This is a genomic window from Vibrio sabulosilitoris, from assembly GCF_055391395.1.
On the sequence record NZ_AP029600.1, the window covers coordinates 902,885 to 923,931 of the forward strand.

20 protein-coding genes are annotated in these 21,047 nt (G+C 46.4%); 8 read left to right on the plus strand and 12 right to left on the minus strand.

Annotation, left to right across the window (positions count from 1 at the left end; translation table 11 throughout):
* The first annotated feature begins 411 nt into the window (after positions 1 to 411).
* Positions 412 to 1,395 (plus strand): sugar-binding transcriptional regulator, encoded by a 984-nt coding sequence (locus tag ACZ5R2_RS19485; RefSeq protein WP_464902952.1) that lies wholly within the window; start codon positions 412 to 414, stop codon positions 1,393 to 1,395.
* 192 nt (positions 1,396 to 1,587) lie between these two features.
* Here ACZ5R2_RS19485 and lspA read toward each other — a convergent pair whose 3' ends face one another.
* The 3 genes from lspA to ACZ5R2_RS19500 form a co-directional block, all read right to left on the minus strand.
* Positions 1,588 to 2,076 carry a signal peptidase II gene (lspA, locus tag ACZ5R2_RS19490; RefSeq protein WP_464902951.1) on the minus strand — a complete coding sequence of 163 codons (489 nt, stop codon included), beginning with the start codon at positions 2,074 to 2,076 and terminating at the stop codon, positions 1,588 to 1,590.
* Positions 2,077 to 2,188: 112 nt separating this feature from the next.
* The gene (locus ACZ5R2_RS19495; RefSeq protein WP_464902950.1) at positions 2,189 to 3,184 is read right to left on the minus strand and encodes a threonine ammonia-lyase; all 996 of its coding nucleotides are present in this window, start codon (positions 3,182 to 3,184) and stop codon (positions 2,189 to 2,191) included.
* Positions 3,185 to 3,693: 509 nt separating this feature from the next.
* On the minus strand, positions 3,694 to 4,638 hold the full coding sequence (locus tag ACZ5R2_RS19500) for a LysR family transcriptional regulator (protein WP_464902949.1): 945 nt from the start codon (positions 4,636 to 4,638) through the stop codon (positions 3,694 to 3,696).
* A gap of 61 nt (positions 4,639 to 4,699) precedes the next feature.
* Here ACZ5R2_RS19500 and ACZ5R2_RS19505 point away from each other — a divergent pair, with 61 nt between their 5' ends.
* Together ACZ5R2_RS19505 and ACZ5R2_RS19510 are read left to right on the plus strand one after the other, a co-directional pair.
* Entirely contained in the window at positions 4,700 to 5,683 is a 984-nt protein-coding gene (locus ACZ5R2_RS19505; protein ID WP_464902948.1) for an aldo/keto reductase, read from the plus strand.
* Between the two features lie 351 nt (positions 5,684 to 6,034).
* On the plus strand, positions 6,035 to 6,727 hold the full coding sequence (locus tag ACZ5R2_RS19510; protein ID WP_464902947.1) for an SDR family oxidoreductase: 693 nt from the start codon (positions 6,035 to 6,037) through the stop codon (positions 6,725 to 6,727).
* Positions 6,728 to 6,879: 152 nt separating this feature from the next.
* Here ACZ5R2_RS19510 and ACZ5R2_RS19515 read toward each other — a convergent pair whose 3' ends face one another.
* The 5 genes from ACZ5R2_RS19515 to moeA all read right to left on the minus strand — a co-directional run bounded on the left by ACZ5R2_RS19515 (position 6,880) and on the right by moeA (position 11,603).
* A complete protein-coding gene (locus ACZ5R2_RS19515; protein WP_464902946.1) occupies positions 6,880 to 7,515 on the minus strand; it encodes a LysE family translocator in 636 nt (211 codons plus the stop codon).
* A gap of 46 nt (positions 7,516 to 7,561) precedes the next feature.
* Complete coding sequence (locus ACZ5R2_RS19520) at positions 7,562 to 8,398, minus strand: AraC family transcriptional regulator (RefSeq protein WP_464902945.1); 837 nt, start codon at positions 8,396 to 8,398, stop codon at positions 7,562 to 7,564.
* 344 nt (positions 8,399 to 8,742) lie between these two features.
* The gene (locus tag ACZ5R2_RS19525) at positions 8,743 to 9,570 is read right to left on the minus strand and encodes a sulfurtransferase (RefSeq protein WP_464902944.1); all 828 of its coding nucleotides are present in this window, start codon (positions 9,568 to 9,570) and stop codon (positions 8,743 to 8,745) included.
* Between the two features lie 29 nt (positions 9,571 to 9,599).
* A complete protein-coding gene (moeB, locus tag ACZ5R2_RS19530) occupies positions 9,600 to 10,358 on the minus strand; it encodes a molybdopterin-synthase adenylyltransferase MoeB (protein WP_464902943.1) in 759 nt (252 codons plus the stop codon).
* Between the two features lie 9 nt (positions 10,359 to 10,367).
* Positions 10,368 to 11,603 (minus strand): molybdopterin molybdotransferase MoeA, encoded by a 1,236-nt coding sequence (gene moeA / locus ACZ5R2_RS19535; RefSeq protein ID WP_464903663.1) that lies wholly within the window; start codon positions 11,601 to 11,603, stop codon positions 10,368 to 10,370.
* 234 nt (positions 11,604 to 11,837) lie between these two features.
* Between moeA and folE the strand changes: the two genes are divergently transcribed.
* The 3 genes from folE to ACZ5R2_RS19550 all read left to right on the plus strand — a co-directional run bounded on the left by folE (position 11,838) and on the right by ACZ5R2_RS19550 (position 15,193).
* Entirely contained in the window at positions 11,838 to 12,491 is a 654-nt protein-coding gene (folE, locus tag ACZ5R2_RS19540; protein WP_438460872.1) for a GTP cyclohydrolase I FolE, read from the plus strand.
* Between the two features lie 120 nt (positions 12,492 to 12,611).
* Positions 12,612 to 13,997, plus strand: coding sequence for an ATP-dependent RNA helicase DbpA (dbpA, locus tag ACZ5R2_RS19545; RefSeq protein ID WP_464902942.1), 1,386 nt, complete (start codon positions 12,612 to 12,614; stop codon positions 13,995 to 13,997).
* A 257-nt stretch (positions 13,998 to 14,254) separates the two neighbouring features.
* Positions 14,255 to 15,193 (plus strand): DUF808 domain-containing protein, encoded by a 939-nt coding sequence (locus ACZ5R2_RS19550; protein WP_464902941.1) that lies wholly within the window; start codon positions 14,255 to 14,257, stop codon positions 15,191 to 15,193.
* Position 15,194: 1 nt separating this feature from the next.
* Here ACZ5R2_RS19550 and ACZ5R2_RS19555 read toward each other — a convergent pair whose 3' ends face one another.
* From ACZ5R2_RS19555 to ACZ5R2_RS19565, 3 genes are all read right to left on the minus strand, one after another.
* Positions 15,195 to 16,403, minus strand: coding sequence for a phosphoribosyltransferase family protein (locus tag ACZ5R2_RS19555; protein WP_464902940.1), 1,209 nt, complete (start codon positions 16,401 to 16,403; stop codon positions 15,195 to 15,197).
* Between the two features lie 239 nt (positions 16,404 to 16,642).
* Complete coding sequence (locus ACZ5R2_RS19560; RefSeq protein ID WP_464902939.1) at positions 16,643 to 17,494, minus strand: tetratricopeptide repeat protein; 852 nt, start codon at positions 17,492 to 17,494, stop codon at positions 16,643 to 16,645.
* A 227-nt stretch (positions 17,495 to 17,721) separates the two neighbouring features.
* Positions 17,722 to 18,762, minus strand: a complete 1,041-nt coding sequence (locus tag ACZ5R2_RS19565; protein ID WP_464902938.1) for a quinone oxidoreductase family protein — start codon at positions 18,760 to 18,762, stop codon at positions 17,722 to 17,724.
* Between the two features lie 119 nt (positions 18,763 to 18,881).
* On the opposite strand from ACZ5R2_RS19565, the gene ACZ5R2_RS19570 reads away from it, so the two are divergent.
* Complete coding sequence (locus tag ACZ5R2_RS19570) at positions 18,882 to 19,757, plus strand: LysR family transcriptional regulator (protein WP_464902937.1); 876 nt, start codon at positions 18,882 to 18,884, stop codon at positions 19,755 to 19,757.
* A 73-nt stretch (positions 19,758 to 19,830) separates the two neighbouring features.
* Here the strand turns inward: ACZ5R2_RS19570 and gloA2 are convergent, their stop codons facing one another.
* Entirely contained in the window at positions 19,831 to 20,217 is a 387-nt protein-coding gene (gloA2, locus tag ACZ5R2_RS19575) for an SMU1112c/YaeR family gloxylase I-like metalloprotein (protein ID WP_464902936.1), read from the minus strand.
* 263 nt (positions 20,218 to 20,480) lie between these two features.
* On the opposite strand from gloA2, the gene ACZ5R2_RS19580 reads away from it, so the two are divergent.
* Positions 20,481 to 21,014 carry a P-loop NTPase family protein gene (locus tag ACZ5R2_RS19580; protein ID WP_464902935.1) on the plus strand — a complete coding sequence of 178 codons (534 nt, stop codon included), beginning with the start codon at positions 20,481 to 20,483 and terminating at the stop codon, positions 21,012 to 21,014.
* Positions 21,015 to 21,047: the final 33 nt, after the last annotated feature.

A 21,047-nucleotide genomic window follows, 5' to 3' on the forward strand; every position in this document is an offset into this window, starting at 1 on the left:
GGCTTTAATTATTTTTATTGCAGCGGGCAGAAATTACTATGTTTAGAGCCCTTGTCTGCGAGTACTTTCTCAGTGCTCAATTGTGGTTGAGCAATTGCTCGGCCAATGAGTATTTGATAAATCCATATTTATCCTAACCAGATTTAATGTCAATGCTTGACGTCGGAAACCAAAATAATTTTAGACCGAAACGAAAAAAAGTAAGCTGCCGCGACAAAAAGTGTGCAAATTCCGAGCAATCTCAGCCAGTTGTCACCAAAAAGACACATAATCGCACTGTGAGCATTTGTATTACCAGTAAACAAATGTAATAGTATTTGCCCGGCAGCAGCAAATGTCTTCTGGCTGAGCAATTGCTTGCGCACTGGGAAGTTTAAAAACACTAATGACGTACCGAGGTTGAGAAATACTATGTCGACAATCGATTCCAATACGACGGACTTACTGACTGAGATTGCGGTCGCCTATTATCAAGATGGTGCAACACAAGAAGAAATCTCTAAGAAGTTTTCTATTTCTAGGGCAAAAGTGGGTCGAATGCTCAAAATGGCGCGTGATGAAGGGATTGTCGAGATCACGGTCAAGTACCACCCAGTCTTCAGTGCCAAGATTGAGCAGCGCTTGATTGAGCGATTTGGTATAAAACGTGCCTTAATTGCACTCGACCACCCACTAGAAGAGCAGCAACGAACGCTGGTGGCAGGCTTAGTGTCTGGCTATTTGGATGCGAGTTTGGCCAATGGCATGGTGGTAACGGTTGGGCAGGGGCGCAACGTATCATCAATTGCTCATCATATTGGGGTCAACACTGAGAAAGACTGTAAATTTGTCTGTGGGATCGGTGGGATTCACCCTAAAGGCGGGATGTACAATGCCGACCATATCTGTCGTCAATTTGCCAAAAAATATGGCGGCAGCTCGGAAACTCTCTACGCGCCAGCCTACGCCGAAAACCGCGAGCAAAAAAATGCCTTTTTACAAAACTCGACCATTAAACAGACGCTGGACATTGCACGCAGAGCCGATGTTGCCTTGGTAGGGGTTGGTGATATGAGTGAAAACAGCTATATGGTTGACTTGGGCTGGTTTACTCCAGAAGAGGTGGTTCAGTCTCGCCTACATCAGGGCGTAGTTGGGGACTTTGCAGGCTACGATTTCTTTACCATCGATGGGCGAATTGCTGATACGGTGATGAACGATCGCGTGATTGGCCTGGGGATCGAGGAGTACTCCGCGATTTCAGAAGTGATAGCGATCGCAGCGGAAAACAGCAAGCCTTTGGCGCTGCTCGGCGCGCTTCGCACCGGGGCGATCGATGTGATCGCCACGAGCGTGAGTAATGCCTTAACGGTGCTTAACTTAGATGAGCAAATGCCCTCACATGCTATGCAGTAGTTGTATTTCATACTAAAGCTATAAGTCCGCAGGCAAGCCATGACTGGTTTGCTCTAGTTGACCTGTACAATAATGCCGTGGTGCCAGTCAGCAAAAGTTTTGGACAAAAGTGGACTATAGATTTTGCTAAGCGAGTATTTAGCGGAAAATCTGTGGCATTGCTCAACTTCTTGCCGGCTACAAATACAACTTCTACTCAAAAGAGCTGTTCTTCGAGTTAACGACTAGCAGAGCAGCTCCTGTGACAATAGCGATATCAGCTAGATTAAAAATGCCAGTTCTAAGTGTTCCAACGCCAATGTTTAAGAAATCAATTACAGCGCCATCGTTAACGAATCGATCGAACAAGTTACTAACCCCACCTGATAGAAGCAGAGACAAAGCAACAACACTTTTTGAGGTTAGGCTGCCTGAATAAAAGATATAAAGAAGTAACGCTAACAGAATCAGGCTCACTACTACAAAGAAAGCGACGAAATGATAATCACTTGGTAAGGAGCTGCCAATACCTAGAAATGCCCCCATGTTTTCAGTATATCCAACACGCAAAAAATCATTAAGGTAACTGTCCATCTCTAACCTTGGTAGATAGTTAGAAGCTAGAGTTTTCGTTCCCTGATCACATCCAAAACACAAAAAGGAGATCGTGATTACTAGCATTAACTTCTTTTTGATCTTCATGTTCTCTGCTCACTCCGCTTAGAATCCGAGTCTTCAAAATACCGGTAGTCATCAGGCTCGAAGACCAACTTGATATTAAACTGCTTACTCTAAATCAACTCGCTGATATAAATTACATTATTAAACCGTCATAAAAACAGCTAAGTTTGGAAGCTAGTTTAATTTCGCTATCAGACGGATTAGCACCACTGAATTGCAATACCACTTTTTTTCCTGCAAGCTCTTCTCTCAACTTTGCGGCGGCCATTATCGTCGAGCTACCAGCACCCTCGACTATGTTCTTTGTATGAAATGCAGCAAGGGCAATCCCTTGTACAATTTCTTCTTCAGATAGCAGTATGAAATCGTCTAGCTTATCTCGGTAAAGATCAAAAGTTGTTTTGTATGCGGTACCTGTAGCGAAGCCGCCTGCAAATGTATGATTGGAGCTGCTGACTATTTCATTGCGACACCATGATTGATAAGCTGCGCACGAAAGTTCAGCTTGAACTGCATAAATACTCACATGGGGAGCAATTGATTTTAGCGCTACAACAGCCGATGCAACCTCACTCCCTCCACCTAATGGCAGTATAATTGCGTCAAGGTCGGGAATTTCATCAAGTATTTCTAGAAACTCCGTGCCAACTCCATTTACAAGTAGTGGCTCATTTGCTGGGTGTATATAGTAGTAACCTTTAGTCTTGTTTATCTCAAAAACCACCTCTGATGCTTCATCAAAGTTCCTACCGGCTTCAATAACTTCAGCACCAGCCCTTTTTATAAGGTCAATCTTTGTTGGGTTAGCTCCTACTGGCACAACAACAATGGATGGAAGGTTAAATAACTTTGCAGAAGCAGCAACAGATAAACCATGGTTCCCAGTTGAGAAAGTTACAACACCGCTTACCTGCCTTTCTTTGAGATGTGACATGATATTGATGCCACCTCTTATTTTGAAACTACCGGTTATGTTCTGATTTTCGTGCTTAATATAGGCCTCGAATCCTAGTTGATTCGATAGGCTATCATACTTGATCAGAGGTGATGGTTTCATAAACTCACTAATGATCTTGCGTGCTTTATACATCTCATGCAGATTTATCGGGTATTCTTTAAGCGTATGCATTTGTTACCTATTTGGACTACGTTACCTAGTTACCAGTAATACTTAGACTTCTAATCAAGTTTGTTATTGAGCTCACATAAGTACAGAACATTCATCGTGGCAAGGGGCACTTGACGTGCGTCTGAACAACCTAGCAATCATTACACACCGAATTTAAGAAGTAAGTAATACAAATCAATGATATAGAGAAGCGATAGCCAAATGTGACGAATGATAGATAACTTGGCAGTGTCGGTTGATAAATCAATAATTCAAGAAGCACATCACACAGGGGAAATTTGGGCAAAACCAGTAAAGACGTGCTCGCCTGCTTGTCGAGCATAAACTGAAATTGGGCTGTCCCGAGTTACGAACTGCCAACTGTAAATCATGGAAGAGATCGTCATGCTTATGTTGTTTGGCATAGACGTCAGCTCCTCAGCAGGAGGGCTTCTAATCTAATAGATTACTTAAGAAGTAATGTTGTCCTAGAATTCTAGTACCGTGTAATGTCCAGCAAACAGTGAGCCCTAATATGGCGATAACAATTGCTGGTTGTTGGAAATAAGTGTATCCAGAAAATCGGCAACGGCTCTGACTCTGCGTGAATATGCTAAATCGGAGTGAATAGCTAGCCAAATAGGCTGATCACAGCCTACATCTCCTTGAACACAAACCAGCCCTTTGTTCTTACACAAGAAATGAGGGAGTATGGCCATGCCAATTCCCGCCTCTACGGCGCTCATTTGTGCCGATAGGCTGGTTGTGGTTAAGCGATACGGCTTGCCTTTTGACATTTTTGTTAACCATTGTGCTGCGGGCAAATTTTGCTGTATTTCAGACCATCCGATGAAATCATCATGTTCGAAAGACAGGTTAGTGGTGCCTGAGGTTTTTCTATTGTTTACGTAGTCCTGTGAGGCATAGAGCCCAAACCCCAGTGTACCTAGTCTACGGATGCTCACATTACCTCGTTCCGGCCTTACCATACGCAAGGCGATATCAGCGTCACGTCGGTGCAGGTTAACGGTGGATACGCTCGTGACTAACTCAACGGTTAAATTTGGATGATCAGCTATAAGTGTTGGCATAGCAGGAATAATGAGGTGATCTGCTAGTCCTTGTGCTGTCGCCAGCCTTACATGACCTGCCACTTCATCGTTGTTACGATAAGTAGCCTCTCCCAAAGCAAAGCCAGCTTGTTCTAAAGCTTCAGCCGGTAAAACCATATCCCTGCCTTCATCGGTTAATGTGTAGCCCTGTTGATCTCGCGTAAATAGGCGGATCTGTAGAGCCAATTCTAGACGCTCTAAGCGTCGAGAAGTGGTGGCAATCCCCAAATTTAATCGCTTTGCTGCGCGACTCAATGTGCCTTCTCTTGCGATGGTGAGAAATATCCTGACATCATCCCAATTCAAAGAAGGGGTGTTGTTCTGGTTTCCATTTTCGGAAATCTGATTGCGGTTTGTATGCATATAAATCTCCATTTTTGAAAAATATACTGAATATCTCAACGCAAACCAAGGGAAATTACTGATGAAGAAACGTGTATTAGGTCAAAGTCTTGAAGTGTCCGAGATAGGGTTGGGCTGTATGGGTATGAGCGAGTTCTATGGACCTAGAAATGACGCTGAATCCAAAGCGGTGCTCCACAAAGCTATTGATCTCGGCTGCACATTTTTCGACACGGCGGATACTTATGGTCATTATCATAACGAGCAGTTACTTGGAGAGTTCTTGAAACAAAGCAGTGCTGAAATCAGAGTTGCGACTAAGTGCGGAATTGTACGCCGCCCTGGGGAGTACCAACGAGTAATTGATAACAGTCCAGATTATATTCGGCGTGCTTGCGAGAGTTCACTATGTCGCTTAGGCGTCGAATGCATCGACTTGTACTATATCCATCGACTAGACCCTAATGTACCGATAGAAGCAACCATCTACACGTTGTCTCAGTTAGTCAAGGAGGGGAAAATTGCGAATATTGGCTTGTCCGAGGTCAGCGCAAGTACACTGAGAAAAGCCCACGCCGTTCATCCAATTAGTGCAGTACAGACCGAGTATTCACTGTGGACCCGTGATGTGGAACGAGATGTTTTGCCAACATGTAGAGAATTAGGTATTGGTTTTGTCCCTTATTCGCCATTGGGGCGTGGCTTTTTGACCGGGAATATAACGCCTGACAGCGACTTTAACTCTCAAGATGCGAGGCAATCACTACCGAGATTTACCCCAGATAATCTAAGAGCAAACCGTCCCCTAACGGAGGTTGTCGCTAACATGGCCAGCAGTAAGTCATGCTCTTCGGCGCAAATTGCATTGGCATGGTTATTAGCCCAGGGGCCTGACATAGTACCTATTCCTGGTACAAAGAAGATAAAGCATTTGATTGATAACATGGGGGCTCATGATGTGGTATTAACGGCAGCGGAACTGGCACGTATTGAATCAGCTGTACGCGAGTTTGAGCCGGTAGGCGAGCGTTATACAACTGAAGGTATGAAGGGAGTGAACGCTTGAGCCCATTAAATTATGCAAACTGTGACACATCTGGACCGCTGTTTTTATGCCTGGTATCGCGTCATTTACGTTAGTTGCTACTGAGTTAGCACCAATAGCTATGCTCTATCAGCGGTCAGTCACAGTTTTCGTCTATTGCTCGCTGCTTTGCTCATCGGTGCTCTTGCTCATGGCGCTTTCTGGGCAACGATTGGTATTTTAGGCGCACAATTGGTTCGACAAATCTATCGGTCAACGCTTACAGAAGTCTGATGTAATAGTCGGATAGATTTCGTTCTTTTTGTTTGGTAGGTTGGTGTGGGAAGTGATATTGTTCAACATATTCAGATGGTTATTTAGTGAGGAGAGAGCATGATTGCGGTTGTTACTGGATCTACTAGCGGAATAGGTGAGGCTATAACCTCCGCATTAACCAATCGTCGCAATAAAGTTGTCGCGGTTGGTCGATCTGCCAATGACAAATATGCACCATCTGAGCTGATATACCCATTTAGCTGCGATCTTACCGTGGATGGAGAGATTGAGAAAATATTGGAATACTCATTATCTGAACTTGGGGCTGTTGATGCGGTGTTCGTCAATGCAGGTGTAATTGAGTCAGGAGATATTGAGAATGTTGATATTGACAAAATTTGCAGTATGGTTCGACTAAAAGTTGAATCGGGGTTTAGGCTTGTATATACCTTTGCGAAATACTTCAAATCAAAAGGGCGTGGACATATTTTTATTACTTCTAGTGTTCTTGGGACAAAAACACGGGAAAGTTCAGGAGCGTATGCAGGCTGTAATTATGCTCTTGAAGCCCTTGCGGAAGCACTACGAATGGAGCTGTCAGATACAGACGTAAAAATAACATGTATTGAACCAGGTCTTGTCCAAACAAACCTGCACTCAGAGTGGGATGTTCATCCCAAGGAGCTGTTGAACATTTCCCATGCATTGCAACCACAAGATATAGCTGACGCCGTTATTGAAGTATTAGAGAAGCCCGATCACATAAGAATTCCAAGAATCATGATTCTTCCCAAAGGCCATGCAATTTAAACCTCAATTTATGTGTGATTCATAGAGATTACTTAAATTAAGGCCGATTGTAGCGTTTGCTAACCAGTCAGCTCAATAGGACTGTAAAGCTTCAGGGCCCTTGTGATTGACGAAGTGGGCATGATGGATTTATAGCGCAGCATGGACTAAATCTAACGCAAATAGCCAACAAACAGTGAGAGTCCAAAGAAGAAAAGAACCAGTCCAGCTACTCTTTCGACTATATGGATATAGTTCGATAAGGGCCTTTGCACGCTAGGCTGACCAATAATAGATGCAACCAACAAGTCCCAAGCTAGAACCGCAAAAAACATCCACAATCCACATGATAGTTGCTGAGTCAGCGTAACATCTTTTCCCAGGATGACGGTCATTAGACTCATATAGAATAGCGCATTCTTGGGGTTGAGTATTGCTGAGTTAAAACCTAGGACTAACTGGTTAAGGACTGACGGTACTTGTATTTGCTCTAAGTTAAAATCAGCATTGCGTTTTTTACTTCTTAGCAGAGCAGATCCTAACCACAGAAGCCATAGCCCACCGATAACTTCAACCATCAGATAGATAGCCTGATTATCACGAAGAATCTTCCAACCAAATATTGCAACTCCAATATAGAATCCATTCCCTAGAGCAACACCTAAGCAAATGAAGCGACTCCCTTGCAGTCTGTAACGTATAGAGTGAGCAACGATTAGGAAAAAGTCTTGGCCAGGACTTAATAACGCTAGAAAATGAGCAATAGCCAATGCCGGAAACGCAATAGGGAAAAAAGTAGAGTAAGACATATTTGAGCATCCATTTAAAACACCCAACGACTATGCAGTATCTTGTTTATTCATTATTGTCGAAAATTGACTTTATAAGTTGATATTGACCCGGAGTTGATGCGGTATAAGTCACAAAGGCCCGGTGTAACTGACTCTGGTCAAAAAAACCTAGCTCATTAGCGACATCGGTGATTTCCATCCCTCCTTTCAAAAGCACCTTTGCTTTCTCAACCCGGTAGTTGCTGAGAAATGACTTGGGAGTGATCCCAAATTGTCTTTTGAATTTTCTAATTAGGGTTTCTGGACTGTACCCAAGCTGGTAGGCGATAGCTTCAAGCTGTGGGGCGTGTTCAACATCTTTTAGAAGCAACTCTCTAACTTTGTAAGCTAGCTCATCACTATTGTCATCAATGTAGGGTGAACAGTATTGACCTAATAGATCGAGTATTGAGTTTTCGATTGACGATGCCATGTGCTGTGATTCGCATTCAATGAGCATAGAGACTGAATTTTTAATATCGAGTTTACCCGCATTGTCGCACAACAAACTATGGTCTACTTTGAAGCTTTTGACTTCGTAACCAAACAGCTTCGATAACGCGTTACAACACCACTGATTATCTATGTAAAGCATGTGGTAGCTTCTAGGATTGCTATCGACAGGATTGCAGGCGTGAACCATATTAGGCTCAATAACAACCAAATCACCTTCGTTTAAGAGCATAGTTGTATTACCTAGAGTCAAAGATGTTTGACCAGTAAGCATGATCCCAATAGATAGCTCCGGGTGATAATGGGCTTTGTACCCCTGGGTACTATCTCGAGTTGTCCTTACCGTCAGATAGGGTGTGAGTGGGCTAGTCCAATAATCCTGACTAATGTTCCGTATTTTACAAGCCATGCTAACAAATCACCTTTCCACTAAACATTGGCGTATCGAGGTCTCCAGATTACACAAAGTAAATCAAAAATTCGACAGGGGTTTAAAAGCGCTCAAAGAGTGAAATACCAACAGGTGAATAAATGTTTTCGTTTTTTGCTTAACTCATCTTTGATCGTATCAGTCCGCTCGTCATTTGAGATGCAATGTCTACCAAGCAGGACATCACTGCTTCAAGGTAACAACAGCTCGCTATCGAGCGATAGCGCCAAAACGGTTCGTCGCAGTACTGATTTTGGCCAACCTGTCAGCTCTAGTCACATCGAGTCAATGGAACTGACAGATTGCATTTAAACTAATCTTAATTAGGCGATAGGGCGGTTGTGGTCTTGTCCCCATTCAGTCCAAGAGCCATCGTAGACGCGCAGGTCGTGATATCCGCACAACTGCGCGGCAACGGAGAGGATGCAGGCAGTGACGCCTGAGCCGCAACTAAAAATGATCTGTTGATTGCGATCGGTTACCAATGAATGCAGCAAAGGCTCGATGTCACTGACAGCTTTGAATTGGTGACCATCGATAAGCTCGGCAAAGGGCAAGCAAACCGAGTTGGGGATATGACCTGCGCGGACGCCCTCGCGCGGCTCGGCCACCGTTCCTAAAAAGCGCGGCTTTCCTCTGGCATCGATGGTGGTACTGTCCTTCGCGTCAATCTGCTGCTCAACATAATCGGCGTCAACGAACCACTGGCCTTGATATTGCCCCTCAAAGTCACCCGCAACGATATCTGATAGATAGGACTGAGTGACGGTGTAACCTTGTGCTTTCCAGGCTGTCAAACCGCCATTGAGTATCACAACCTCTTGATGTCCCATGGCTTTAAACATCCAATAAGCACGCGGCGAGGCAAAGGTGCCCGCGTTGTCGTACACCACAATCAACGAGGAGTTATTGATTCCCAGCGCCTGCGCTAAGGCATTAAAGCGTGCCTCGCTCGGCATCATATGAGGCAATGCTGAGTTCGGGTCACAAAACTCACTGTCGTAGTCGAAGCGACGAGAATTAGGGATTAGGTTGACCTTGTCCTTTTCTGTCTCTGTTGGGATCTGAAAGTCGATGCTTGCATCAAGCAAGACTAGGTTAGGGTTATCGAGGTTATCCTTTAACCATTTTGCGCTAACCAGCGGGCTCATTGTGTCACTCCTTTGCTTTGAATTGTTCGTTATGATTGATTGCCGCACACTGGGCAGTTGGGCATTTTATTCAGATTAAGCTCGCGCCATGACATTGAAAGGGCATCGAGGATCAATAACTTACCTTGTTTCACCTGGCCGTAACTGGCAATCACTTTAATCGCTTCCATCGCCTGCATGGCACCAATGATGCCAACAACCGGTGCCATCACGCCCGTCTCTACACAGCTTAAGTTGGTGTCACCAAACAGTGCACTCAGGCACTGATAGCATGGCTGCTCATCATCTTGGTAGGTAAAGACGCTGATCTGGCCTTCCATGCGGATTGCTGCGCCGGAGACGAGCGGTGTCTTACTGTTATAACACAGCCGGTTGAGCTGGTTGCGTGTGGCTAAGTTGTCACTGGCATCAATCACCAACTGATGGCTTGCTATCAGCTGAGCAAGCTCTTTGTCGTCGAGTCGCTTATCGACGGTGGCAATTTGTGTGTACGGGTTGAGCTGGCTCAACGACGCTTGAGCCGATTGGGTCTTAAGCACGCCAACATCTTGGTCTTGATGCAGCACTTGGCGCTGCAGGTTGGAGAGCTCAACCACGTCGTCGTCAACCAGAGTCAGTTGACCCACCCCGGCGGTGACAAGGTATTGGCTGGAGGCGCAGCCTAGGCCACCAGCACCAATGATCAGGATACTGGCTTGTTTGAGTGCCTCTTGGCCGTCAAAATCGAAATCACGTAAGATGATTTGACGGTTATAGCGGATAAGCTCTTGGTCAGACAGGATCTCCATTGCGTCTTCCTAATATAGGTTGGCGTTAAACAACTGAATTTGGACCGTCTCACCGACCTCAACGCGGCCTCGTTCGCGCTCTAACACTACAAAGCAGTTAGCAAGGCTCATTGAGCGAAATGCGCCAGAGCTTTGATTGCCAGTGGACTCAACCACAAACTGGCCATCCTCTAGCTTATAGATGCCACGCTGATACTCAGTTCGTCCTGGGGTCTTTTTAAACCCTTGCTTGGTGATGGCAGGAATAAAAGGCTCTGCCTGCCATTGACTGTGACCGGCGAGTTTGGCGATCAGCGGTTGGACCAAAACATAGAAGGTCAGCATGGCAGAGACAGGGTTGCCGGGCAGACCGCAAAATAGGGCGTTATTAAGGGTGCCAAACGCAAACGGCTTGCCGGGCTTCATCGCCAGCTTCCAGAAGTTGATCGTACCGACTTGGCCCAAGATCTCTTTGGTATAGTCGGCCTCACCGACGCTCACACCACCAGAGGTCACAACCAAGTCGGCTTGTGCTTGAGCACGCTCAAAGGTGGCTTGCAGCGTTTCTCGGCAGTCTGGCACCACGCCAAGGTCGAGTGGTTCACAGCCAAACTTTTCAATCAATGCCGCCAGCCCATAGCGGTTGCTGTCATATATCTGTCCAGGCTCGAGTGGCTCACCCAGCGCACGCAACTCATCCCCGGTAGAGAAAAACGCTACCTTAGGTTTACGCAAAACACGCACCTCAGCGATACCCAAAGAGGCGATCATTGGAATATCACGTGGGGTCAAACGCGCACCTTTTGGCAGCACAATCGCGCCCTTGGCGATATCTTCACCAACAGGGCGAATGTTCTGCTGATCCCGGATCTCGCGGTTGGTAAACACGATACCTTGCGGTGTGACTTGTGTTTGCTCCTGCATAACTACCGCATCGCAGCCGGTTGGGATCTCACCACCGGTCATGATCCTCACGCAGGTGCCCTGCGGCCAGTCTCCCTCATAAGGCTGACCTGCAAAGGATTTACCGGCCATAGGTAAGGTGTCGGTGCCTTTGAGATCTGCAATCCGGATCGCATAACCGTCCATCGCCGAGTTAGCAAATGGCGGCACAAAGATGGGTGAGAGGATATCCTCGGCGAGGACAAAGCCGAGAGCTTGGGGTAGGGGCAGACTTTGTGTGGTTGAAATTGGTGTTACCGCGTTGAGCATTGTGTTCACGGCATCTTCGATAGGCATCAGGCCTGGTGCATCACAGCATCCCATGAGACTTCCTATTTTTTTCATTATTGTGGCACCAACTGTACCACTCGATAACCCTTTGCACAAAGGCTGCATAACCCTTGCGATACCCAAGTAACTTCAAGATGCGGTTTGAGCATGAATTACAGACAAGTCAGCATCTTGACGTGGATTGTCAATAAATAGTGGGTGTAATTGTGATTAAATGCGAGTATTCTTGTCAGCCATCCGCAATGGGCAACATCAGAAGGTAGTGGAATGACAGGTCTAAGTGAATCGGCAAAACTCGTTAAAGCAGCACTTGAGGAGCGAGGGCAAGAGACGCCAATGAACGCTAATTCTCTTGGCAGCGACGAAAAGAAGGAGCGCATAGAACACCATATGCGTGAAATTCTATCTTTACTTGAGCTTGACCTCACTGATGACTCGTTAGAAGAGACACCACGCCGCGTGGCGAAGATGTTTGTCGATGAAATTTTCTCGGGTTTGGACTACCAGAATTTCCCCAAAATCACAGTAATCGAAAACAAGATGGATGTCAGCGAGATGGTGCGTGTTAAAGATATCACCCTGACCAGTACCTGTGAACACCACCTAGTTACGATTGACGGTAAAGCAGCGGTGGCTTACATCCCGCGCGGCAAGATCATTGGCTTGTCGAAGATCAATCGCATCGTGCGCTTCTTTGCTCAGCGTCCACAAGTGCAAGAGCGCATGACCCAGCAGATTTTGGTTGCGCTGCAAACCTTGCTTGAATCTGATGATGTCGCGGTAACGATTGACGCGACTCACTTTTGCGTTAAATCACGTGGCGTAATGGATGCAACCAGCGTGACCACCACCACGGCACTGGGTGGCATTTTTAAGAGCAACTCTGCAACTCGCGCTGAGTTCCTCCACGGCTTACGTTAATCAGCGATTAACCGATAAAATTTTTCAAGCCGCTTCCTCTGAAGCGGCTTTTATTTTCTATGCTAACTAGGTGCGCCCGATATCGCGTACCTGATTGGTCTCCCGCTAAAGGACACGACTTTGAGTACTTCATTTAAATCTCTGAACCTACGACCTGAGCTGCTCGGCACGCTGGATAGCCTAGGTTATACCGATATGACCCCCATCCAGCAGCAGGCATTGCCTGTGGTGCTAGAGGGACAGGACGTGATTGGCCAAGGCAAAACTGGCTCGGGTAAAACCGCGACCTTCTCGCTTGGCCTGTTAAGTAATCTGAATGTTGCTCGCTTTCGCGTGCAGACTTTGGTGCTGTGCCCAACACGTGAGCTGGCTGATCAAGTGGCCAAAGAGATCCGCACCCTGGCGCGCGGCATTCACAACATTAAAGTGCTAACCCTGTGTGGCGGTATGCCAATGGGGCCACAAATTGGCTCACTTGAGCACGGCGCGCACATTCTGGTTGGTACACCGGGGCGCATCTTGGATCACCTGTCTAAAGGTCGAATTAACCTAGATGAGCTCAATACACTGGTGCTTGACGAAGCAGATCGAATGCTAGAGATGGGCTTTGAGGATGCGATTGATGCGATCATCGCCCAGGCACCTGCCGAGCGTCAGACACTGCTGTTCAGTGCGACCTTCCCAGATAATATTGAAGCGCTTTCAGCCAAAGTGCTTAAGCAGCCAGTGATGGTCAAGGTGGAGTCGACTCACCAAGGCTCAACCATCGAGCAGCGTTTCTACCAGCTAGACACCACCGAAGAACGTGATGACGCGCTGGAGGCCTTGCTGCTGACTCATAAGCCAGAATCGTCAGTGGTCTTCTGTAATACCAAAAAAGAAGTACAGAACGTTACGGATGAGCTGCTTCACCGCGGCTTTAGTGTGGTTGAGCTGCACGGTGATATGGAGCAGCGTGAGCGTGAACGCGCGCTGACGATGTTTGCTAACAAGAGCATCTCTATCTTAGTCGCAACCGATGTCGCTGCACGTGGTCTCGATGTTGATAACCTTGATGCGGTATTCAACTTTGAGCTATCACGTGACCCTGAGGTTCACGTACACCGTATCGGCCGTACGGGTCGTGCAGGCTCAAAGGGCTGCGCCTATAGTTTCTACAGTGAGAAAGAAGCCTACCGCGTTGCGCGAATCGATGAATACATGGACATCGCCATCTCGCCAGCACAACTGCCAGAGAAGCCCGTTGAGCGTCCTTTCTATCCAAAGATGCAAACCATCCAAATCCTTGGCGGCAAGAAGCAAAAGGTACGTGCAGGCGATATCCTCGGCGCACTGACTAAGCAAGCCGGCATCGATGGTAAACGTATCGGTAAGATCAACATCCTGGCGATGGTGTCTTACGTCGCGTTAGAGCATGATGTGGTGAAACCGGCACTTAAGCAACTACAGACTGGTAAGATGAAAGGGCGTACTTTCAAGGCGCGTGTGATGAAGTCTGGTGTTTAAGATCTAGGACAAGAGGCGAGAATCGAGAGGCGAGTTAAGCGCGCGTTTCGTTCCTCAAGCCTCGCCCGCTATTTCAAATACAAGAGTCAGGAAGGGCGTGAGTCTAGCGCTCCCTGACTCTTTCACCTTTACGCTTAACTTAAAACGACTGATTGCTCAAAGCGCCTCGCGACATCAACTACACTAACTCAATGACCGAAATATCGGCTTGTGGGGACACCGGCCGGCGTAGTGATACCTGAGAAAGGAGCCGCATTATGGCAGGGGCGAGTTTGCTGACTTTGATTGATGACATCGCAACCTTGATGGATGATGTGGCGGTGATGTCAAAGGTTGCGGTAAAGAAAACAGCCGGGGTGCTGGGTGATGATCTGGCGGTTAATGCTGAGCAGGTCAGTGGGGTGTCCACTGAGCGTGAACTGCCAGTGGTGTGGGCGGTGGCAAAAGGCTCGTTGATCAACAAGGTGATCTTGGTGCCGGCCGCTTTGCTGATAAGTCTTGTCGCACCTTGGTTGATAACCCCATTATTAACTTTAGGCGGTGCCTTTTTGTGTTTTGAGGGTTTTGAGAAAATCTATCACTGGTGGAGTCATCGAGGTCAGAAAGCCGATGGTCACCAGGGCTCGCCGGTCGCTGTGCTCGATGAGGCACAACTTGTGTCCTATGAACAGCAGAAAATCAAAGGTGCGATTCGCACTGATTTTATCCTCTCAGCTGAGATTGTGGTCATTGCACTAGGCACTATGATGGCGCACTCGCTTACGACACAAGCAGTCAGTTTAAGTGTGGTTGCGCTGCTAGTGACCGTTGCGGTTTACGGCTTAGTTGCTTTCATCGTCAAACTTGATGACGCAGGACTGTGGTTGATCAACCGTGATCCACAACAAAACTCGTTGCAATACAAGCTCGGTATGGGCTTACTAAATTTCGCCCCTTGGTTGATGAAAGCTCTAGGCATAGTGGGGACCGTCGCCATGTTCCTAGTCGGCGGTGGCATTATCGCTCATGCCTTGCCTTGGCTAGAGCATCTTAGCGTAAGCCAAGCAGATACGTTTAATCATATACCGAGTTTGGATCTATTTTGGGAGAGCATTGGCGCAAGCGTGGTCCACTTGTTCAGTGGTGCGGCACTTGGCGCAGTCTGTTTTGCGCTGCACCAAGTGTTTATCAAGATTAAAGCTCGTTCATCAAACTGATTTACAGCTCTGACAATTGGTCAGAGAACCAGATCTTACGCTGAAAGCGCGGGTTCTTAGACGACATATCGATTTTGTACGGGTTCTTCTCTTCCATTCTTTGCGGTATATCGAGGATTTTACACAGCTCTTGAGCCAAGTACTTCTCGATTTTTAACACCACCATTTTCTTGCGCAGACGACCTTGCTCGTCGCGATTAAGGATAGTTGGCATAGTGTTAAGCGTTAGGATCTCGCCCAGTGCTGGGCTTGACATACGCTCGCGACCTTCAGTGCTGGCGTAGAAGTGTGAGACAGTAAACAGCATTCGCTGTGGCTTCAATTTTTGGAGGAATTGACAGGATTTAACCACGGTTGAGCCGGTACGCACCATGTCATCGAACAGCACAATACTTGGGTTCTCCAAACCCTCGAAGGTGTCTTCACTCTCTTTGTGGAGTGTGATTTCTACCTGTCGCTCAGCGGTACGCTCTTTGTCGAGCATAATGAATTTGGCCGATGCCAGGCCCAGTTGGTTATACATCGCTTTGACAAAATCACGCGCTCCTTTATCTGGCGCACAAAGCACTAGCCCTTCGCCTTCAGGTCCGTAGTTGAGGATGTTTGAATTCAATAAGTAGTGAGCATAAATCTCGTATGGGATCAGGTTGTAAAAGCGACCATCGAAGACTTGACTAAACATCTTTTGCACCGACACCGAGTGGTTATGGACCGTCATAACATCATCGACACCGGCTAGTTTCAGCATCTGCGCATAGAGTTTGGCCGTAAAAGGCTGGCCATCAAACTTCTTGATATCGGATACTGAACGCTCTGTTGAGGTGTCTCCCAACTCGGGACGAGGGCCACGGTCTTGTGCGGAGAAGAACAGGTCCGGTTCAACCAGGACCACACGACTCGCACCATTTTCTTTTGCCGCGCGCGCAATAATTAGGTTGTGCATCGCCAACTCTTGGCGGCTGGTCACTAGGTTACCCGTGCTAACAATGACAACGGTCTTGCCGTTTAAGCTATTACCGATGTTGTCCATATCATCTTCATCAGAAATGAAGCGTGGACAAAACTCGGTATTCATAAACTGCTTCATGCTAATGACATCGGAGATATCTTCGTGCTGCCCCATCGCGTAGGCGACGTCGATGGCAAAAGGGTTATCGGAAGAGTTACTGACAATCACTACGTCATTGGTTTGTGCATTCTGGCTGCTCATGGCATTCCCTATCAGGTGGAAGGAAGGAGGATCGCGGCTATTTTAGTCGTAAAATACACAAAACGGCAGAGGCAAATCGCAATTTGTTAAAAAAACAAACGGATTACTGATTTATCGCTTTATATTCACCCTTTTAGGTGTGGTGAGGTAGGGCTACTTGGGTTCAAGGGCGAGCTAGGTTGCTCGCCCTTGAAAGTCAGACTTCTGACCAAGCGGTAAGTTGTTGTGAAGGGTGACCTCTATTCACCTTGCGGCTTCTCAATTAGGCCGTCAAATCTCGGATTGCCATGCAGGCCCTCAAGATCGGGCTCGGTATTAATGAGGTCTCTAATCGAGGGGCTTGCTTCGATCGCCAGCTCTAGATCTTCGATAGCCTGTTCTTCGGCGCCCAGTCTAGAGTATGCACAAGCACGCTGATAAAGCGCCGGACCGTTAGTATTGTCGAGTGATAGAACGCGGTTACACAAGCTCAGCGCCCAGTGGTACTCCTGAATTTCCATTGCGGCATCAGCTTTGTAGGTTAGGGCTTCAAGGTCACCAGGGCGAATGGTAAGAATTTCATCGTAAACATCGATACGCTGATCAGCGGTAGGCATACTTTGGGCACGCAGCCAGAGGTTGTGGATCTCGTTGATCCGCTCGATTTCTTTGTTGTTCTCACTAATCACTCGGGTTTTGCGTTTGAGATCCAGCTCTAGTGCGCGGAACTTTCGCTCGTACTCTTTGGCAATCGCATCCAAGCGTTTGTCGGCCATCTCTTTGGTGTTGTGCTTAAACTCACGTAATGATTGCCAGCCGACAAAGGCAATAAGGGACGCGACGCCCGCGATAATGTAGAAAAAGTAGGTGACGGTAACATTGGCGTAGTTGAGCGATTTGTCCGCCACCTCAAGTTCGCGATCAGTGATCTGCAACACCATCCGCCTCTCCAAGTCCTGTTGCTCTTGGCGAAGTGACTTCAGCTCGTCGAGGATATAACGCTCCATCAGCGGTCGATCAAGCAGCTCTGAATCAGAGTACTTCTCTGTTTGCGCCCAGCTTGTTTGGTGAAACAATGCGCTGGCAAGAAGAGTAAAAATCAACAATCTCATACAATAGCCTCAAAAATTCGCATCGCTTCCATTCTCAATAGGCAAGATTAGCTCGCGAGCGCAATATTCATAGTCATTATCACAAGTAATTACCGATAGAATATAAACCATGTATCCCCTTGTAAACCAGAAATAATTAGGCTTTTTGGGGTGAGGTAGCAGCTGGTAAAAGTTCACCAATGATGACTTTATCCAGATTGTCCAATCTCGTGACTGTCCGGTACTTTTTACTCTTTGCAATCCTCTAATTGAGGTGCCTCATTACACTGTATTAAAATCTTGCCTATGCTTATTCCACTCTCCAGTTGTTGATGTGCTTGGTGTACTTGAGCCAGAGGTATCACGGCTGAGATGATGGGATCTATTTGCTTGCTCTCTAACAGTTTAATTAGGGATGCAAGGGTTTCTTGATACCAAGATCTGTTCTTGTCAACCTCAGAAGGCAATGCACAAAACTCTACTGACTTCCCATTAGGTAGGATGTTTAACATAGTGATCTGCATGACTCCCGAGAGCATTTTCCATAAGCCACCAAAATTCCTTCCGGAAAAACCGTAGCTCACAGTAATGCCGCCCTTTTTAACTGCCTGAACAGTGCGATTTAAATGGTCGCCTCCGACCGAATCAAAAGCCGCATCAACACCGCCAGGGCAGTAGGTGTGGACTTCGCGAACAAAGTCCTTGCAGCTGGAATCGATAGGCATTGCTCCGAGTTGTTTTACGGCCTCTTTCTTTGTAGGAGAGGCGGTCCCAATTACCTGAATTCCAGCATTTTTTGCTAATTGAGTCACGGCAGAGCCAACGCCACCAGCCGCTGAGTGGACCAATATGGTTTGGTTTGGCCGCAGATTCGCCTTGGAAAATAGCATGCAGTGCGCAGTTAAATAGTTAAGGGATAAAGCACAAACTTGAGCGGCATTGAGGTGTTTGGGGTACCTAACAATCAGATCGGGTTTGATGCACAAGTATTGTGTATAGCAGCCATATTTTGGATTTAATCCAACAACATGGTCGCCAATTTTAAACTCAGAAACCTCATCGCCCAACGCATCGATAATCCCTGCAAAGTCGTACCCAGGTACGAAAGGGGGTTTTGGAGCAAGGGGATACCCCCCTCTGCGCGCCATGATATCGGCCCATCCAACCCCTGCAACCAGTACTTTAACTCGCACTTCTTTTGGTCCAGGCTTTGCTGCATCGCTCTTGACGAGTTTTAAGGTGTTAGGTGCGCCATGATCAAGAACCGTCGCGCTAATATTGCTTTCCATCGAACTGTCTCCTTTGAGTATTAGTGGGATCTAGGTGTGGTTCATAAACCAGTTGCAATGAGTTTAATATTCATATTTGATGTAAAGAACTGACTAATCTGCAAGATGGATATACAAAATTGAATATTGACTGGCGTGCTTGGCATTTGTTTCTAGCCGTAGCGGAGAGTGGGAGTCTGACTAAAGCGGCTACCATGCTCGATACTTCTCAGCCGACATTAAGTAGACAGCTTTACCAACTTGAGAGGCAGCTAGGGCGTTCTCTGTTTGACAGGAGTACACGTGGTCTTGTGTTGACCAGCTTCGGGCAAACGCTATTAGAAGAAAGCAGAAAAATGGCAACGTCAGCGAATAAGCTTGAAAGATTGATACAAGGGCAGGACATTACATTGTCTGGTAGTGTGAGATTGTCGGTTAATGAGATGATTGCGCAATATTACCTTCCAGCAATTTTGCCTGAATTCTTAGATTTATATCCTAATCTGCAAGTGCAAGTTGTTGTAACGAATCAAATCACAAGCCTTGATAAACGCGATGCAGATATCGCGATAAGAATGCTTAGGCCTCAACAGCAAGATCTTGTGATAAAGCACCTTTTTGACATTGAACTTGGCGCTTATGCGAGTGAGGCATACCTATCAAAATCGGGTATGCCTGAGACGCCCGAAGATCTTTCAAATCATAGGGTGCTTGGGTATGACCGAGACAAACAGCTTGAAGACGGTGCTGCGGCGTTGGGTTGGGAGATAAAAAACGACGATCTCTCCTTTCGTACAGACAATATGCCTCTGTTGGTAGAGTTGGCAAGTCATGGGGGAGGTATTGTATTCACTCACAGAGAAGTGGCAGAAAAAACCGACCTCAAGCATGTAGAATGTGGTCTGGTTATTCCAGCCCTACCGGTTTATATCGCCTGCCACCGAGACGTCCAACACAACAGCAAGATACGCTTACTGATGAATTTCCTTGCCGACCATTTGGCGAGAGTCATCTAACCATAAAGGTATAGGATTATCCTAATCGATAACCGTTTGTCAGTGGTGTGATTGATCTGACAAGTTAGTAATACTACTGCTCGTATAGCTCTAGCGGCAAACCGTCAGGATCTTTGAAAAAGGTAAATTTCTTGCCAGTCAAATTGTCTATACGAATGGGCTCCACATCTATGCCGGACGACTCGAGGAAAGCAACCATTTTTTCAATCTCGATAACCGCAAAAGCTAAGTGTCGCAACCCTCTAGCTTCTGGGTTATCAACACGGAAAGGAGGCTCTGGAAAGGTAAAAAGTTCTATTTGGCCACCATTAGGTAGTGCTAGGTCAAGTTTATATGAGTTGCGCTCTTTTCTGAAAGTTTCTGCAATAACCTTTAATCCAAGGATATTCGTGTAGAATGACCTTGAACGTTGATAGTCTGAGCAAATAATGGCGACATGATGAAATCCATTAAGATACATTATAATTCCTTATTTATTGTATTGTTGATAACCGTTGAACGAGTGTAACAACAAGTTTGAACTATCCAGTATAAATGGTTGTAGTGAATGAGTGAATAGGGCTACGATTCGACGGTTGGCTACATATCTTCAAAGACAAATGGTAATGTAACACTAGACAGTGGTTTGCATATTTTTACAATGGACAAGAGCACACAATGGTCAGCGCACACTCGTTCTGAATAGTTGTTGATGCCATCGAAAATACACGCAAAGTAATGGTTATGAAAAGAATTAACGTAATTGGTACCAGTGGCAGTGGTAAAAGTAGATTTAGCCGTCAATTAGCCGAAGCTCTCGGCTATCAGTATATTGAAATGGATGCCATTTTTTGGAAGCCCAATTGGCAAAAGCCCACCGATGAGGAGTTTTTCTCAGCCTTGGAAAGCAAACTCGTGAGCGATACTTGGGTTCTTGACGGTAACTATAATCGCACAGGCCCAATTAAGTGGCCAAGAGTTGACACTGTGATATGGATTGATTACTCATTTACCAGAACGATATATCAAGCGGTAAAAAGAGCCTTTATTCGCTCTGTGAGTCGCCAGGAACTCTGGCAGAACTCAGGCAATGTTGAGTCTTTCAAGAAGTCCTTTTTGAGTAAAGAATCAATAATTCTATGGACACTGAAAACATACAAAACTAATCGAGCCCGATATCAAAGGCTGCTGGTGGACCCTGATTACAGGCACATTAGCTTTGTTCGTATCACTAATCCAAAAGAGGCACAGGTATACATAAGAGAGCTTAATATTTAGTCAGTTACAAAACATTAGGTATATAGGAGCAGT

Excerpts from the sequence above, each read along its gene's own strand:
- ACZ5R2_RS19565 (WP_464902938.1), bottom strand. The coding sequence starts at position 18,762 with ATGGAAAGCAATATTAGCGCGACGGTTCTTGATCATGGCGCACCTAAC.
- ACZ5R2_RS19580 (WP_464902935.1), top strand. The coding sequence starts at position 20,481 with ATGAAAAGAATTAACGTAATTGGTACCAGTGGCAGTGGTAAAAGTAGA.
- folE (WP_438460872.1), top strand. The coding sequence starts at position 11,838 with ATGACAGGTCTAAGTGAATCGGCAAAACTCGTTAAAGCAGCACTTGAG.
- ACZ5R2_RS19510 (WP_464902947.1), top strand. The coding sequence starts at position 6,035 with ATGATTGCGGTTGTTACTGGATCTACTAGCGGAATAGGTGAGGCTATA.
- ACZ5R2_RS19560 (WP_464902939.1), bottom strand. The coding sequence starts at position 17,494 with ATGAGATTGTTGATTTTTACTCTTCTTGCCAGCGCATTGTTTCACCAA.
- ACZ5R2_RS19555 (WP_464902940.1), bottom strand. The coding sequence starts at position 16,403 with ATGAGCAGCCAGAATGCACAAACCAATGACGTAGTGATTGTCAGTAAC.
- ACZ5R2_RS19500 (WP_464902949.1), bottom strand. The coding sequence starts at position 4,638 with ATGCATACAAACCGCAATCAGATTTCCGAAAATGGAAACCAGAACAAC.
- moeB (WP_464902943.1), bottom strand. The coding sequence starts at position 10,358 with ATGGAGATCCTGTCTGACCAAGAGCTTATCCGCTATAACCGTCAAATC.
- ACZ5R2_RS19520 (WP_464902945.1), bottom strand. The coding sequence starts at position 8,398 with ATGGCTTGTAAAATACGGAACATTAGTCAGGATTATTGGACTAGCCCA.
- gloA2 (WP_464902936.1), bottom strand. The coding sequence starts at position 20,217 with ATGTATCTTAATGGATTTCATCATGTCGCCATTATTTGCTCAGACTAT.
- ACZ5R2_RS19550 (WP_464902941.1), top strand. The coding sequence starts at position 14,255 with ATGGCAGGGGCGAGTTTGCTGACTTTGATTGATGACATCGCAACCTTG.
- ACZ5R2_RS19515 (WP_464902946.1), bottom strand. The coding sequence starts at position 7,515 with ATGTCTTACTCTACTTTTTTCCCTATTGCGTTTCCGGCATTGGCTATT.
- ACZ5R2_RS19525 (WP_464902944.1), bottom strand. The coding sequence starts at position 9,570 with ATGAGCCCGCTGGTTAGCGCAAAATGGTTAAAGGATAACCTCGATAAC.
- ACZ5R2_RS19495 (WP_464902950.1), bottom strand. The coding sequence starts at position 3,184 with ATGCATACGCTTAAAGAATACCCGATAAATCTGCATGAGATGTATAAA.
- lspA (WP_464902951.1), bottom strand. The coding sequence starts at position 2,076 with ATGAAGATCAAAAAGAAGTTAATGCTAGTAATCACGATCTCCTTTTTG.
- moeA (WP_464903663.1), bottom strand. The coding sequence starts at position 11,603 with ATGGGATGCTGTGATGCACCAGGCCTGATGCCTATCGAAGATGCCGTG.
- ACZ5R2_RS19485 (WP_464902952.1), top strand. The coding sequence starts at position 412 with ATGTCGACAATCGATTCCAATACGACGGACTTACTGACTGAGATTGCG.
- ACZ5R2_RS19505 (WP_464902948.1), top strand. The coding sequence starts at position 4,700 with ATGAAGAAACGTGTATTAGGTCAAAGTCTTGAAGTGTCCGAGATAGGG.